This is a genomic window from Rhodococcus sp. AD45-ID (assembly GCF_003023755.1).
In the GTDB taxonomy this organism is placed as follows: domain Bacteria; phylum Actinomycetota; class Actinomycetes; order Mycobacteriales; family Mycobacteriaceae; genus Rhodococcus_F; species Rhodococcus_F globerula.
The window spans coordinates 604,942-619,752 of sequence record NZ_PYHL01000002.1 but is presented as its reverse complement, the minus strand read 5'-3'; the positions used below and the strand labels follow the sequence as shown (position 1 = coordinate 619,752).

14 protein-coding genes are annotated in these 14,811 nt (G+C 63.0%); 3 read left to right on the top strand and 11 right to left on the bottom strand.

Annotated features, from left to right (window positions below; genetic code table 11):
- Positions 1 to 47: 47 nt before the first annotated feature.
- Positions 48 to 2,246, top strand: coding sequence for a membrane protein (locus C7T36_RS19110; RefSeq protein WP_045067197.1), 2,199 nt, complete (start codon positions 48 to 50; stop codon positions 2,244 to 2,246).
- Positions 2,243 to 2,686, top strand: coding sequence for a GtrA family protein (locus tag C7T36_RS19105; protein WP_033236546.1), 444 nt, complete (start codon positions 2,243 to 2,245; stop codon positions 2,684 to 2,686). Before C7T36_RS19110 ends, C7T36_RS19105 begins: the two co-directional genes overlap by 4 nt.
- A 22-nt stretch (positions 2,687 to 2,708) precedes the next feature.
- On the opposite strand, the gene C7T36_RS19100 is transcribed toward C7T36_RS19105, so the two are convergent.
- Entirely contained in the window at positions 2,709 to 3,287 is a 579-nt protein-coding gene (locus C7T36_RS19100; RefSeq protein ID WP_045067195.1) for a TetR/AcrR family transcriptional regulator, read from the bottom strand.
- 68 nt (positions 3,288 to 3,355) lie between these two features.
- On the opposite strand from C7T36_RS19100, the gene C7T36_RS19095 reads away from it, so the two are divergent.
- Positions 3,356 to 3,931, top strand: coding sequence for a dihydrofolate reductase family protein (locus C7T36_RS19095; RefSeq protein WP_045067193.1), 576 nt, complete (start codon positions 3,356 to 3,358; stop codon positions 3,929 to 3,931).
- On the opposite strand, the gene trmD is transcribed toward C7T36_RS19095, so the two are convergent.
- The 10 genes from trmD to ftsY form a co-directional block, all read right to left on the bottom strand.
- Positions 3,928 to 4,632 carry a tRNA (guanosine(37)-N1)-methyltransferase TrmD gene (gene trmD, locus C7T36_RS19090; protein WP_033236549.1) on the bottom strand — a complete coding sequence of 235 codons (705 nt, stop codon included), beginning with the start codon at positions 4,630 to 4,632 and terminating at the stop codon, positions 3,928 to 3,930. The genes C7T36_RS19095 and trmD overlap by 4 nt on opposite strands.
- A 7-nt stretch (positions 4,633 to 4,639) precedes the next feature.
- Positions 4,640 to 5,218, bottom strand: a complete 579-nt coding sequence (gene rimM / locus C7T36_RS19085; RefSeq protein WP_045067190.1) for a ribosome maturation factor RimM — start codon at positions 5,216 to 5,218, stop codon at positions 4,640 to 4,642.
- Positions 5,219 to 5,233: 15 nt separating this feature from the next.
- The gene (locus C7T36_RS19080) at positions 5,234 to 5,476 is read right to left on the bottom strand and encodes an RNA-binding protein (RefSeq protein WP_033236551.1); all 243 of its coding nucleotides are present in this window, start codon (positions 5,474 to 5,476) and stop codon (positions 5,234 to 5,236) included.
- Positions 5,473 to 5,943 carry a 30S ribosomal protein S16 gene (rpsP, locus tag C7T36_RS19075; RefSeq protein ID WP_033236552.1) on the bottom strand — a complete coding sequence of 157 codons (471 nt, stop codon included), beginning with the start codon at positions 5,941 to 5,943 and terminating at the stop codon, positions 5,473 to 5,475. The genes C7T36_RS19080 and rpsP overlap by 4 nt, the downstream gene beginning before the upstream one ends.
- Positions 5,944 to 6,129: 186 nt before the next feature.
- On the bottom strand, positions 6,130 to 7,212 hold the full coding sequence (locus C7T36_RS19070) for an amidohydrolase family protein (protein WP_045067189.1): 1,083 nt from the start codon (positions 7,210 to 7,212) through the stop codon (positions 6,130 to 6,132).
- Positions 7,213 to 7,216: 4 nt separating this feature from the next.
- On the bottom strand, positions 7,217 to 8,794 hold the full coding sequence (gene ffh / locus C7T36_RS19065) for a signal recognition particle protein (RefSeq protein WP_033236554.1): 1,578 nt from the start codon (positions 8,792 to 8,794) through the stop codon (positions 7,217 to 7,219).
- A 116-nt stretch (positions 8,795 to 8,910) separates the two neighbouring features.
- Complete coding sequence (locus C7T36_RS19060) at positions 8,911 to 11,418, bottom strand: [protein-PII] uridylyltransferase (RefSeq protein ID WP_045067927.1); 2,508 nt, start codon at positions 11,416 to 11,418, stop codon at positions 8,911 to 8,913.
- A complete protein-coding gene (locus C7T36_RS19055) occupies positions 11,408 to 11,746 on the bottom strand; it encodes a P-II family nitrogen regulator (protein ID WP_033236555.1) in 339 nt (112 codons plus the stop codon). The genes C7T36_RS19060 and C7T36_RS19055 overlap by 11 nt, the downstream gene beginning before the upstream one ends.
- Before the next feature lie 57 nt (positions 11,747 to 11,803).
- Positions 11,804 to 13,063 carry an ammonium transporter gene (locus tag C7T36_RS19050; protein WP_045067926.1) on the bottom strand — a complete coding sequence of 420 codons (1,260 nt, stop codon included), beginning with the start codon at positions 13,061 to 13,063 and terminating at the stop codon, positions 11,804 to 11,806.
- Positions 13,064 to 13,311: 248 nt separating this feature from the next.
- On the bottom strand, positions 13,312 to 14,787 hold the full coding sequence (gene ftsY, locus C7T36_RS19045; RefSeq protein WP_045067188.1) for a signal recognition particle-docking protein FtsY: 1,476 nt from the start codon (positions 14,785 to 14,787) through the stop codon (positions 13,312 to 13,314).
- Between the last annotated feature and the right edge of the window lie 24 nt (positions 14,788 to 14,811).

The window sequence follows — 14,811 nt, the reverse complement described above, 5'->3', positions numbered from 1 at the left end:
CGCGTCATGGCACGATTCCCCCATCCTGTTAAGGTCTGGAACTCGTGGTGGAAACTCGCATTCGCGCCAGAGCTGACGTGTACAAATGGGGTGCCGGTACTGCGGTCGGTGTTATCGCGGGATACATCGCTGTCGTCCTGGCAAATGCACGCCATTTCTACACCGATGACACCGAGTCCCAGTACGCCCCGTTGTGGGTGATGTTGGGCCGAAATCTGCGCGAGGGCCACCTACCAGTCCTGGTGCCGGAGAACTGGATGGCCGGGAACTACGCCATCGAGGAAGCCGGCCTTCTCAACCCACCACAACTGCTCATCGACCTGATTGCGCCGTCCTTCGACAACCTCGCGTTGTACGCAACGCTGGTCAAGCTGATCTTCGCGATCATCCTCGGCCTCGGTGTATTTCGGATCTGCCTCGAATACGGCTCCAAGCCCGCGTGGGCGGCCGTAGCCGGCGTCTCGATTCCCTTCACCGGTTTCCTGCTGTTCTTCGACGAGGCCAGTTGGATGACGGCCTTTACCGGCACCGCCTGGATGGTGCAGGCCTGGGCGTCGGCGATCCGGTACTCCCGCGGCAAGAGCGGTCCGATACCGACGTTTGTCTTCCTGTATCTCGCGATGTCGGTCCAATACGTGTTTCCCGCAGTCGAATCCGGTCTGATGATCGTTGCTGTGGCCATCGGCGAAGTGGCCTACCAACGACGCTGGCTGCCATCGCTGCGGCTCCTCGCAGTCTCCGCGTGTGCCGCGCTGGCGGGCCTCGCAACCTACCTGCCGAGTCTGCTCACCGCCGACGTCACCTGGCGCGGCGCATCCGAGGTCAAGAACGACGCCTTCCTCGCCGTACCGTGGTCGGAATCCCTCAACGCCAGCCTGCCGAGCACGATGCCCGCGTTTGTTTCGTGGTGGGGTTACATCCAGACCATGCCGATGGTCTACATCGCCTGGTTCCTGATTCCTGCGCTTGCATTCATCGACTGGGGCAAAGCTCGCGGCGCCGCACGCGAACTGACGGCCGTCGGAATTTTCACGGTGGCAGTACTCATGTGGACTGCCGGACCCAGCACCATCGGCCCCCTCCGCTGGCCCGCTCGGGTGCTCCCGATGGTGGCGATCGGACTGCTACTTCTGGTGTGCATCCTGCTCGGGCGCTACGCCACCACCGACAACTGGCGTCGCCGCGGCGCGGCCGCCGGAATCCTGGTCGGCTTACTCCTGATCCGCTCGGCGTCGGCTGCACCCAGCCTCCTGGAGTGGCATGTGATCTCGGCCGTCGCCGTCGCTGCTCTCGGCGCCGCGATGGTCTGGCTCGGCCGAACGAGGGGAACGGCCGCGGCCTGCATCCTCGCTATTGCCGCAGTCTCCCCCATCGCTTACGCCCAGGTGCGCGCCGCGCAACCGACACCGATGAGCTGGAACCTGCCGGAGTCGCGCTCGGACATGAAAGCAGCTTTCCCCGACTTCGACGGAACCACACTGCAACTCGCCGATCGCGCGCTCATCACCCCCGACCAACGCACCCTCGACGGCGCATACGGCTCACTGGCTTTCGGAAACTATCCGAAAGATCTGGAACTCACCTACACCAGCGGTTACACCCCCAACGGGCACTACTACTTCGGCAATCTCCTGTGCATGCGGTGGGACATGAGCGTGTGCCCCGACGCGTTCGCACGGGTCTTCGCCGTCGAACCCGAAACCGGCCGCACTCTGGTCGATCTCATGAACGTGGACCGCGTGGTTCTGCAGAACGCGTTGTATCCCGATGCTCGTAACCAGCCGGCCCCCGACGGCTGGAAATGGGTCGACTACCCCGGCCACGACAACTACGTCTCGGTACTCGAACGCGTCGACGGTCCGGTCTCCACCCGCAACGGCCGAATCTCGCACACCGAAGGGGTGGAAGCGACGTCGGTCGCCGAGACGAACATGTCGAGCACTCTTCGCGTCAGCTCGAGCGGCGGCGGGAAGGTCGTCTTCGCCCGTCTCGGCTGGCCTGGCTACCGCGCCACCTTGAACGGCGAGTCTGTTCCCATCGACGTTGTTGCGAAGTCCTTTGTCACCGTGGATGTTCCAGCCGGAACAAAGGACGCGGAACTTGTTCTCACCTGGCGTCCGCCGGGATGGAAGATCGGCGGCGCATCGATGGTCGCCGGAATTCTCGGCCTCGGCGTACTCGAATGGATGTATCTGCGCGGCCGTCGACGCGACCGGATCGACGACGCAACGAACAACGCATCGTGAGCGAGGACACCGCCCCGGTTGCCGACCCAGGCCCGCTGCTGCGAATCGTGAAACACCAGCCCATCGCATTTGCCGTTGTGGGAGTGGCGAATACAGCGATCGGATACGGGCTGTTCGTCATCTGGATGCTCGCATTGGGCAACGACAACCTCTACCCGGTCGCGCTGATCGGTTCCTACAGCATCAGCGTCCTGATCGCGTTTGTGCTGCACCGAACTCTGGTCTTCCGCGTCCGGGGTCACCTCGCCCGCGACCTCGGGGCGTTTATCGTCGTCAATTCCGGTGGGCTGGTACTGAATCTGATCCTGGGGACTTTTGCGGTGTCGGTTCTCCATGCACCACCACTACCGGCACAGGCAGTGGTGATGCTAATTGTGGCAGGCGTGAGTTTTCTCGGGCATCGATACTTCTCGTTCCGGCGCAGCACCGACAACCACTGACCTGTTACCGATCACTGACCTGCTACCGCTGTGGCGGCAAGGCCCGATCCACCGCCGCCTCGACAAGGGCTCGAATGTCTTCTTCGCCGAACAGATCCGGCAGGGTGAGCCGATCGAGAACCAGCCAGTTCAACGACATGTAGAGCAGTCGAACGGTCATCGCATCACCTGGCACTCCCGAGGCCAGATGGTTGGCGACGTTGAGTTCGAGGTCTTCTCGGATGCGGACCGTCAGAACCGCTCGAAGATCAGGTCGACGCGTCGCCTCGAGGCGCAGCTCCATCAATGCGAGGAATCCGGTCCCGAATGAGGTGACCCGCTCGACCACGTCGAGCATGAGCGTCACCAGGCGCTCACGATCGGTGCCGTTGACGGGATCGATCATCCCTTCGAGGTCGTCCGGAATCAGTCGCTCGTAGATCCGGCCACCGGCTTGGGTGAGTAGGTCGTCGCGATTCGAGAAGTAGTTCGACGCTGTCCCGTTCGGCACGGCCGCCTGCCCATCGACGGCTCGAAATGTCAAGCCTCTAGCGCCCTCTCGCGCCAGCACCTCGATTGCCGCATCGATCAGCGCCAGCCGGCGTTCCGGGTTTTTTCGCACTTGACACCGCTCCTGTCACGACCCTAAATTAAACCACTACAAACAGAGTACTACGAACGGAGTTGTACATGCGCAAGCTTGTGTACTACGTCGGAACAACGCTGGACGGATACATCGCAGGCCCCGGAGGAGAGTTCGATTTCTTTCCGCTCTCCGATCAGATGACCGCGTCGATGAACGAGCGTTACCCGGAAACCGTACCCACGCACATCCGGCCCCACGTCGGGATGGGCAACCCACCGAACAGAGTTTTCGACACCGTCCTCATGGGCCGCGGTTCCTACGAGCCCGCACGAAGCGTCGGCGTGAGCAGTCCATACGCGCACCTTCGGCAATACGTCGTATCGACCACACTCCCGGATATCGACGACCCGGCAGTCAACCTGGTGCGCACTGACCCGGTAACGAAGATCAAGGAACTCAAAGCCCAAGAAGGACAAGATATCTGGCTGTGCGGCGGCGGAATACTTGCCGGGGAAGTGCTACCGGAGATCGACGAATTGATCATCAAAAGGTACCCGGTCATCGTGGGTGCGGGGATACCGATGATCGCCGGTACATTCGAGCCGATACTTTTCACGCCCACGGCCAGTGAAGTCTTCGACAACGGCGCGAGCGTCACCTGGCTGAAGCGAAACAGCTAGGGCAGCAGATCCGGCCGACGTTCGGCGGTGCGCTGCAGCGACTGCTCATGGCGCCATGCCTTGATCTTTGCGTGATCGCCGGACAGCAGAACAGGCGGAACTTCGAGGTCTCGCCAGACCGCCGGGCGGGTGTAGCTCGGCCCTTCGAGAAGACCGTCGGAGAACGAATCCTCTTGGTGCGACAGCTGATTGCCGAGCACACCGGGCATCAAGCGAACTACTGCTTCCACCATCACCAGTACGGCAGCCTCGCCGCCGATCAGGACGTAATCGCCGATGCTGACTTCTTCGACGCGAACCCGCTTGGCCGCGTCGTCGAAGACTCGTTGATCGATGCCCTCGTACCGGCCGCAGGCAAACACAAGATGCTGCGCCTTCGACCAACGATGCGCTGTTGCCTGGGTGAAGGGAACACCGGCGGGAGTCGGCACCACCAAAATGGTGTCGGCATCATCCGGGCCGGAAGAATCGGAGCGGCCGAGGACGTCGTCGAGGGCGGGACCCCACACGGTGGGTTTCATGACCATGCCAGGTCCCCCGCCGTACGGGGAATCGTCGACGGCCTTGTGTACGTCATGGGTCCACGAACGCAGATCATGGACGTCAACCGAGATCAAGCCGCGTTCGATTGCCTTGCCCAGCAAGGCGGCACGAAGCGGTTCGAGGTACTCGGGAAAAATGGTGACTACGTCGAGACGCATGAATCGATCAGTCGCGATCTGAGTTCGACTTGTCGCTGTCGCTGTTCGACTTGTCACCAAAGTCAGGGTCCAGCAGACCCTCGGGAGGCGTGATCTCAACCAGGCCGTCGGCAATCGACACCTTGGTCACGATGGCGGCGACAAATGGGATCAACAACTCGCCCGATGCCTCACCGGTGCGTCGAATGGAAAGCAATTCGCCTGCGGCGGAGTGCAATACCTCGATCACAGAACCCACCTCGGTACCGTCGGTCAGAACGACCTTCAGTCCTTCGAGTTCGTGATCGTAGAACTCGTCCGGATCGTCGGACGGTTCGAGTTCACTGCTGTCGATGACAAACAACGTGCCACGCAAGGCATCTGCCTCGCCGCGATCGTTGACGCCTTCGAGACGCAGCAGGAGCCGCCCGGAATGATCCCGGGCGGCTTCTACTGTGTAGGACTTGCTAGTGGACTCGCGTGGCTTATGCCCACGCAGCACAGTTCCAACGGCAAAGCGCTCTTCGGGTTCGTCAGTACGAACCTCTACGACCAGTTCACCTTTGATGCCATGCGACTTCGCGACACGACCGACGACGAGTTCCACTTGAATTACTGCCGTCTACTGATCGGTGTCGACGACGTCGACGCGAATGCCACGGCCACCGATACCGGAGACCAGGGTGCGCAGAGCCGTCGCGGTGCGGCCGCCCCTGCCGATGACCTTGCCGAGATCGTCGGGGTGCACGTGCACCTCGACGGTACGTCCACGGCGTCCGGTCATCAGTTCGACGCGTACGTCGTCAGGATTGGCGACAATGCCGCGAACCAAATGCTCTACCGCATCAGCGACGACGGCACTCACTTGTCAGCAGCCTCGGCGTCTGCAGCGGGAGCCTCGGCGTCGGCTGCGGCGTCGTCTGCCTTGGCCTCGTCTGCCTTGGCAGCCTTCTTCTTCTTGGGGGTGATTGCTTCTGCAACCGGCTCGTTCTCGGCCTGCGCGAGTGCAGCCTGGAACAGTTCGAGCTTGGAGGGCTTGGCTTCCTTGACACGCAGGGTGCCTTCGGTGCCCGGGAGGCCCTTGAACTTCTGCCAGTCACCGGTGATCTTGAGGAGAGCCTCGACGGGCTCGGTGGGCTGTGCACCCACGGACAGCCAGTACTGAGCGCGCTCGGAATCGATGTCGATCAGCGACGGCTCTTCCTTGGGGTGGTACTTGCCGATGGTCTCGATCGCACGGCCGTCACGACGGGTGCGGGAGTCGGCGATGACAACGCGGTACTGAGCGTTGCGGATCTTGCCGAGGCGGGTGAGCTTGATCTTGACAGCCATGGCTGCGGTACTCCTTCAGCGCGCACAACAGTGCGGCGCGTGTCACGTGCAATTCAGCAACCCCCACGAATTTGGGGGCCCGGTTTTGCCTCTAACCTGTGACCGTCGCAGCGGTACGTAACCGTTTGCGACGAACAGTCGTCCATTGTGCCAGATGCCTACTTGTGGATGAAATCCAGGCAAGCGTTATCGGGCGATTACATTGCCGCGAAGCACCACGTGGGCGGGCTTCGCCAGCACAGCGGTGTTTCCCCGCGGATCTTCGTCGAATACCACCAGGTCAGCGGGCGCACCCTCGACCAATCCGGATCCACCCAGCCAGGTCCGGGCGTCCCAGCAGGCTGCACCGAGCGCGTCGTGTGACGACATCCCGGCGATCTGGAGTTCAGCCACCTCGTCGGCGATCCGGCCGTGCAGGATCGATCCTCCGGCATCAGTGCCGGCGTAGATCGGGATCCCGGCTTCGTGCGCCGCACCGATCGTCCGATGGCGCCGCGAGTGGAGATCGCGCATGTGGGCCGCGTAGATCGGGTACCGCGTCGCGGAGTCGGCGATTCCGGGGAATGTCGCGATGTTGATCAGTGTCGGCACCAGTGCGGTGCCGTGAGCAACCATCATCTCGATGGTCTCGTCGGTCAATCCGGTGCCGTGCTCGATGCAGTCGATACCGGCGTTGATCAGGCCGGGAAGTGCGTCCTCGGCAAAAACGTGGGCCGTGACCTTGGCGCCTTCAGCGTGAGCCGCCGCAATAGCTTCAACCAGGATCTTGTCGCTCCACAGGGGCGCGAGGTCGCCGACAGAGCGGTCGATCCAGTCGCCGACGAGCTTGACCCACCCGTCACCGGCCCTGGCTTGGCGCACGACCTCGGCAGGCAACTGCGATTCGTCGTCGAGATCGACCGGCAACCCCGGGATGTAGCGCTTGGGCGCAGCGATGTGCTGACCCGCACGGATGATCCGGGGAAGATCGGCCCGCTCATCGACGAATCGGGTATCGACGGGTGATCCCGCGTCACGCAACAGCAGTACACCGGCGTCGCGCTCGGCCTGTGCCTGAGCGATCAAACCGTCGACGGTCTCGCCGCCGCCCCCGCCGAAGCGAATACCGACATGGCAATGCGCGTCGACAAGACCGGGAGTGATCCACCCAGCATCGACAATCGTCTCGGCGCCTGCGACCGGTTCGAAGGTGATCCTGCCGTCGACAATCCACAGTTCGATGGGCGCAGCATCGGGCAGACCGATGCCGCGCAGATGGAGGACGCTCACGGGCTTACTTCTTGGGCAGCTTGAGCTGCGACAGGTCGATGCCTTCGAGTCCGGGTGGCAACTGGTCGAGTCCCTTGGGCATGTTCGACAGGTCGGGCATTCCGGCAGGCATGCCACCGGGCATACCCGGGAATCCGCCCATGCCGGGGAATCCTCCGCGCATCTTGGGCTGCGTCGGACCCTTGCCGCCCTTCTTGCCCTTCTTGCCCTTCTTGCTGCGCACCTGCTTGCGGGCGCCGGGCATACCCATACGGCCGGCCATGGCAGCCATCATCTTGCGGGCTTCGAAGAAACGGTCCACCAACTGGTTAACGTCGGAAACCTTGACACCCGAACCGTTTGCGATGCGCAGACGGCGCGACGCGTTGATGATCTTGGGGTCTTCACGCTCGGCAGGCGTCATACCGCGGATGATGGCCTGAATGCGGTCGAGTTGCTTCTCGTCGACGTTGGCCAGCGCGTCCTTCATTCCGCCTGCGCCTGGCAGCATGCCGAGAAGGTTGCCGATCGGGCCCATCTTGCGGACAGCCATCATCTGATCGAGGAAATCCTCGAGCGTCAGCTGGCCGGAGCCGATCTTGGCGGCGGTTGCTTCAGCCTGCTCGGCGTCGAAGACCTGCTCGGCCTGCTCGATCAGGCTCAGGACATCGCCCATGCCGAGGATGCGGCTGGCCATACGGTCCGGGTGGAAGACGTCGAAGTCTTCGAGCTTCTCGCCCGTCGACGCGAACAGAATCGGCTGGCCCGTGATCTCACGAACGCTGAGCGCGGCGCCACCACGGGCGTCGCCGTCGAGCTTGGTGAGGACAACACCGGTGAAGCCGACACCCTCACGGAACGCCTCGGCCGTGCTGACCGCGTCCTGACCGATCATCGAGTCGAGAACAAAAATTGTCTCGTCCGGGTTGACGGCGTCACGAATACCGGCAGCCTGCTCCATCAGATCTGCGTCGATGCCGAGTCGGCCGGCGGTGTCGACGATGACCACGTCGTACTGCTTGTTGCGCGCCTCTTCGACGCCGGCTCGGGCTACCTCGACGGGGTCGGCAGCGGAGACGCCGAGAGCGTTCTCGCCGCCGCCGATGGACGTACCCGGGTGCGGCGCGAAGACGGCGGCACCGGCGCGTTCGCCGACGATCTGCAGCTGTGTGACGGCGCCGGGACGCTGCAGGTCACACGCAACCAGAAGTGGAGTGTGGCCCTGATCCTTGAGCCACTTGGCCAGCTTGCCGGCGAGGGTGGTCTTACCGGAACCCTGCAGACCGGCCAGCATGATGACTGTCGGGGGGTTCTTGGCGAACTGCAACCGACGAGTTTCGCCGCCGAGGATCTGAACAAGTTCCTCGTTGACGATCTTGACGACCTGCTGCGCCGGGTTGAGAGCACCGGACACCTCGGCGCCCTTGGCGCGTTCCTTGATCTTGGCGATGAAGCTGCGCACGACGGGCAGCGCAACGTCGGCCTCGAGAAGTGCGAGGCGGATCTCACGGGCGGTCGCGTCGATATCGGCGCCGGACAGACGACCCTTACCACGCAGATCCTTGAGAGATCCGGTCAATCTGTCGGAAAGGGATTCGAACACCGAGTGCGCTCCTGAAGGTCGTGCGAGTTTGCCGTGGATATTCTCGGGCACCAGCCTAGCCGCTACGTCCGCACCGATCCCAGCCGATGCGGACGTAACCACTTTCAGGCGTGTCGCTACTGCGGCTTTTTCTCCGGCTGCGGCAGCGGCACAACACTCAGAACGGCGGCCTCGACGCGCTCACGACTGGCCCGCGAATCGGCCCCACCGAAGTCGAGGCAGAACGAGTCGATGACGGACGAGCCCAGGGTCGCGACTTTTGCCCACCTGATGTCGGCGCCGCTGCGTTCGAGAGCTGCGGCCAGACGACACAGCAATCCGACGCGATCCTCGGTACGTACTTCGAGGATCGCCTGACCCTCACCAGGCGAATCGAACCAGATCACCCGCGGCGGCGCCTGCGCATACAGGACCGGGATCGCCGAACTCTTGCTCAGCGCAATCGGATCTTCCCACTGCTGCGCCCGAGTTTCCTCTTCCTTGGCATCGAGTAGCTCTAGCAGGTTCAGCTCGCCCTCGGATGCGCGGATCAACTCCTGTCGCAGCAGCGCGGCTTGCGGCGGCGCCCCGAAACGCGGAGTCACGACAAACGAGTTGACCGCAGATCCCGCGTGGGCGCCGAGCGAAGCCGAATGCACCCGAAGCGACGACAACGCAAGAATCCCCGCGGCCCGTGACAACAGGCCGGGTGCATCCGGAGCAATGACCGTGACGACATACGTATGCGCGTTCTCGGCCGGAGACAACGACACGTGAACACCGCCGTCCTCGGCGATGGACAACTGCTCGGGATCGAGTGGATCCGGAGCCGGCAGATCCTCCCCCGCCATCAGCAAGCGGCATCGACGCACCAGTTCGCCGATCAACGACGATTTCCAATCACCCCACACACCCGGACCCGTTGCCAGAGAATCCGCTTCGGCGAGTGCATGAAGAAGGTCGAGCAGCGTTCCGTCACCGCCCAGTGAATCGACGACCCCCTGCACCGTCGCAGGATCGTCCAGATCACGTCGCGTCGCCGTTTCCGGCAGCAGCAGGTGATACCGCACCATCGCGGACAGCATTGCGACGTCGGAAGGCCAGAGCCCCAACCTGTTTCCGATTGCCGTGGCCAGTTCCGCACCGACCACACTGTGATCGCCGCCGCGCCCCTTACCGATGTCGTGAATCAAGGCTCCGAGCATCAGCAGATCAGGACGCGCGACCCGCGTCGTGAATCCGCTTGCGTATGCGGCTGTTTCGACGAGGTGGCGATCGACGGTCCAGGTATGGACGGCGTCACGCGGTGGCAGATCCCGGATCGTGCCCCACTCCGGCAACAGTCGCCCCCACAATCCGGTGCGATCAAGAGCTTCGATGACCGGCACCGCCCGAGAACCCGACCCCAACAACACCAGAAGATCGTTGACCGCGTTCTTAGGCCACGGCTCGCGCAGTTCAGGAGCGTTGTCCGCCAAGCGATTGAGCGTCGACGCCGAGATCGGCATCCCACCGGTTGCGGCAGCCGCCGCAACGCGCATGATCAACCCTGAGTCCTTCTTGGGCCGAGCATCGCGCGCCAGCACAACTTCTCCGGCATGCTCGACGACACCCTCGTCCAGAGGATGACGCACCGGAGGCCGCCGGAGCCGCGACAACCCACGCTTGGGCAAAGAGTTTCCGGCAGTACGGATTCCGACGTCCACCGAATAGCTGATGATGCGTGCCGATTCGCTGAGCATGCGAGCCAGATCGAATCGATCACCGATCCGCAGGGCGGCGCCGATCTCGTCGGCGTCCTGCGCCCGCAGCTGATCCCGCGGCCGACCGGCCACGCGATGCAACTCGGTGCGTACGTCGAGCAGTCGCCGGTGCGCCAGTGCCAGACCGCCGCCAGGCGAATTGGGACCGAGCCCTGGCATGCCGTCCGTCAACTGAGCGATGGACAGGGCATTGAGCAACTGCACGTCACGCAGTCCCCCGCGCCCGCTCTTGAGATCCGGCTCGGCTCGATGGGCGATCTCGCCGCTGCTCGCCCACCGCGACTGGGTCTGCGCGATCAAATCGTCGAACCTCGCGCGAATGTCCATCCGCCATTGGCGTCGCACACCGCTGATCAGCAAATTGGTGAGTTCCATGTCGCCGGCAATGTGGCGAGCTTCCAGCATGCCAAGCGACGCGGTGATATCGGTTGCCGCGACCTGCAAGGCCTGCGGCAGCGTCCGCACGCTGTGGTCGAGTTTGATGTGCGCGTCCCACAACGGGTACCAGAGGCGTTCCGCCACCTGAGCCACCACGGCGGGGTCCATATCGTCGTGCAACAGAATCAGATCGAGATCGGAATAGGGCAACAATTCGCGTCGGCCCAGCCCGCCGACAGCAACAATCGCAAATCCGCAGTCGGGCTTGATTCCCAATTCGGCGCCCTTGGTGGTCAGCCAGAACTCGTGGAGATCAACCAGTGCGTGTCGCAGCGAAGGTGCGTCGAGCCGACGATTCTTGGGTCCACCGTCGAGTAATGCCTTGCGTGCGCGGGCCAGGTCCGCGGCTTCATCGGATCCCCCTGACGAGACCGGCCCTGGCCCCGTCGCCTTAGCGACGGAACCAGGGCCGAAGTTCCCGGACCCATTCGGGTCAGAGTGCATCGCCACCACGTTCTCCGGTACGAACCCGGATGACCGACTCGACCGGCGAGACCCAGACCTTGCCGTCACCGATCTTGCCGGTGCGCGCAGCCTCGACGATCACCTCGACCACCTTGTCGACAGCCGCGTCGTCGATCACGACCTCCACCCGAACCTTCGGTACGAAGTCCACGGAGTACTCCGCGCCTCGGTACACCTCGGTGTGGCCCTTCTGACGACCGTAACCCTGAACTTCACTGACAGTCATACCCAGCACCCCGGCCTGCTCGAGCGCGGTTTTGACGTCCTCGAGCGTGAACGGCTTGACGATTGCTGTGATCAGCTTCATGTGCTCATCCCTTTCCCAACTCTGAAGTGCTGCGATTTCACTTTAATCACGTGCTGATCACGCGAGGTCGTATGCGGTCTCTGCGTGTTGGGTCTCGTCGATTCCACGAGCCTCGTCCTCGGCCGAGATGCGCCATCCGAGGGGCTTGAGTGCGTAGCCGATGATCGCGGTGAGAACACCGGTGAAGACAAGAGCGACAACTGCAATCACGATCTGAACCACCAACTGCTTGTAGTCACCGCCGTAGAAGAGACCGGTCGACGTACCGAAGAATCCGATACCGATCGTGCCCCACAGGCCGGAGACGAGGTGAACACCGACAACGTCGAGCGAATCGTCGAAGCCGAAGCGGAACTTCAGGCCGACGGCCAGAGCGGAGAGAATACCGGCGATTGCGCCGAGGAAGATCGAGCCGACCGGGTTCAGTGCACCAGCTGCCGGGGTGATGGCAACAAGACCGGCAACAGCACCGGAAGCAGCACCGAGGCTGGTGGCATGTCCGTCACGGATACGCTCCGTGAGCAACCAAGCCAGGATTGCAGCGGCGGTAGCGGTGGTGGTGTTGACCCAGGCGAGACCGGCAAAACCGTCGGCAGCAAAAGCGGAACCGGCGTTGAAGCCGAACCAACCGAACCAGAGCAGAGCCGCACCGAGCATGACGAGCGGCAGGTTGTGCGGACGGAACGCGGTCTTGCCGAAGCCGGCGCGCTTGCCGACGATCAGAGCGAGAACCAGAGCGGCCATACCGGCGTTGATGTGAACGACTGTGCCACCGGCGAAGTCGATCGGCGGGACTGCGGCAACGAGGCCGCCGTCACCGTCATCGGTGGTGCCGAAGATCTTTGCGGCGATGCCGTCCTCGGAACCCGAGAGCAATCCGCCACCCCACACCATGTGAGCGAGCGGGAAGTAGACAACCGTGACCCAGATGCCCGAGAACAGCATCCACGTACCGAACTTCACGCGCTCGGCCAACGCACCGCTGATAAGTGCGGTCGTGATGATGGCGAACGTCACCTGGAAGGCGATGTCGATGACATTGGGGTAGCCCCACGCACCGGCGATGAAGTTACCGTCCGCGTCGGTGATGCTGTCCTTGAGTCCGAAGAACTCGAAGGGATTCGCGAAGATGCCACCGATGTTCTCGGTGCCGTAGGACATGGACCATCCCCACAGCACGTAGATGACACCGATGACGGCCATCGAACCGAAGGACATCATCATCATGTTGAGCACGGACTTGGACCGAGACATGCCGCCGTAGAAGAACGCGACACCCGGTGTCATCAGCAGAACCAGTGATGCGGCCATCAGCATCCATGCGGCGTTACCGGAGTTCGCCAACAAATCGTCGGTACTCACTTACTACCTCCTAGTCGCACGTGCCGGGTGGCACGTCGTTGAGTAGAAGACTGCTGGGCTGGTGTTTCGTCCGTGGCGCGCTTACGTTTCGCGGACGTGAACCAATTACCCAACTTTGTTGCAAGTAAGTTTCATACTGGGATTCTTCGAATCCCTGTGCGCCTTTTCGGTAGTGGGCACTACCGAAAAGGCGCACGGGGGCGCTAGCCCAACAGTGCGTCGACAAACGCTCCCGGTTCGAACGGAGCCAGGTCGTCAGCGCCCTCACCGAGGCCGACAAGCTTCACCGGAACCCCGAGTTCATGCTGAACCTGGAAGACGATTCCGCCCTTCGCCGTACCGTCCAACTTGGTCAGAACAACACCGGTGATATCGACAACTTCGGCAAACACGCGGGCCTGAGCGAGACCGTTCTGCCCCACGGTGGCGTCGAGAACCAGAAGAACGTCGTCGACCGACGCCTTCTTCTCGATCACTCGCTTGACCTTGCCGAGCTCGTCCATCAAACCGGTCTTGGTGTGCAAGCGGCCGGCGGTGTCGATCAGAACGACGTCGACGCCCTCCTCGATGCCACGAGTAACGGCGTCGAAGGAAATAGCAGCGGGATCGCCGCCTTCCTTTCCGCGAACAACCTCAGCGCCGACGCGCTCGGCCCACGTCTGCAGCTGATCGGCCGCAGCAGCACGGAACGTGTCAGCGGCACCAAGAAGTACCCGTCGCCCGTCAGCGACCAATACGCGGGCCAGCTTGCCCGTCGTGGTGGTCTTGCCGGTTCCGTTCACACCGACAACAAGCAGAACCGCCGGATGGTTGTCGTGCGGAAGCGCCCGGATCGAGCGATCCAGTTCCGGACGAAGCTCCGCGACGAGTACCTCACGCAGCAAAGCGCGAGCCTCCGCCTCGGTCCGAACACTGCGGGCTGCCATCTGCGCCCGCAGCGTGGCAACAATCTTTTCCGTCGTCGCAGAACCGAGGTCCGCGATCAACAGGGTGTCTTCGACCTCTTCCCACGAATCCTCGTCCAGGTCGCCACCACCGAGCAGACCGAGCAAGCTCTTGCCGACTGCCGACTGTGAACGAGACAGTCGACCGCGCAGGCGATCAAGTCGGCCTTCGGTCGGTTCGATCTCGTCGAGAACCCGCGGGGCGGGCTCGACCGGAGCAACAGGAGCCGTCTCGACGACAGGGGCCTCGACCACCGGGGTCTCGACGACCGGGGCCTCGACAACCGGCTCTTCGACAACCGGCTCTTCAACGACCGGCTCTTCAACGACCGGTTCCTCGACGACGGGCGCTTCGACAACCGGCTTTTCAACCACCGGCTCTTCGACGACGGGCGCCTCAACGACCGGCTCTTCGACAACTGGTTCTTCAACAGCGGGCGGCGCCGGTTCCGGCTCAACCGGCTTCTCCGGAACTGGCTTCTCCGGAACTGGCGGCTTTGCCGGCGGGGCCGGCGCCGGCGGTGGCGCCGTTGCCGTCGATCCCTCACTGAAGTTGAACCCGCCGCCGGCTTTGTAGCCGCCCGACTTGTCCTTCTCCGGTGCACCGAGCTCCGGCTTCGTCTCGGGCGCCTTCAACGACACCTGGCGGCTGCGGTAGCGCAGGAAACCCGCCACAAGAGCAATAAGTACTACGGCCGCGACAGCCGCGATGATGATCCAAGCCTGGGTAGTCACCGGCTCATTGTTTCAGGCTCGGCA

What these genes read in the sequence shown, in the direction of transcription:
- C7T36_RS19095 (WP_045067193.1), top strand. Translation starts at nt 3,356, where the DNA reads ATGCGCAAGCTTGTGTACTACGTCGGAACAACGCTGGACGGATACATC.
- trmD (WP_033236549.1), bottom strand. Translation starts at nt 4,632, where the DNA reads ATGCGTCTCGACGTAGTCACCATTTTTCCCGAGTACCTCGAACCGCTT.
- rpsP (WP_033236552.1), bottom strand. Translation starts at nt 5,943, where the DNA reads ATGGCTGTCAAGATCAAGCTCACCCGCCTCGGCAAGATCCGCAACGCT.
- C7T36_RS19060 (WP_045067927.1), bottom strand. Translation starts at nt 11,418, where the DNA reads ATGCACTCTGACCCGAATGGGTCCGGGAACTTCGGCCCTGGTTCCGTC.
- C7T36_RS19055 (WP_033236555.1), bottom strand. Translation starts at nt 11,746, where the DNA reads ATGAAGCTGATCACAGCAATCGTCAAGCCGTTCACGCTCGAGGACGTC.
- C7T36_RS19050 (WP_045067926.1), bottom strand. Translation starts at nt 13,063, where the DNA reads ATGCTGATGGCCGCATCACTGGTTCTGCTGATGACACCGGGTGTCGCG.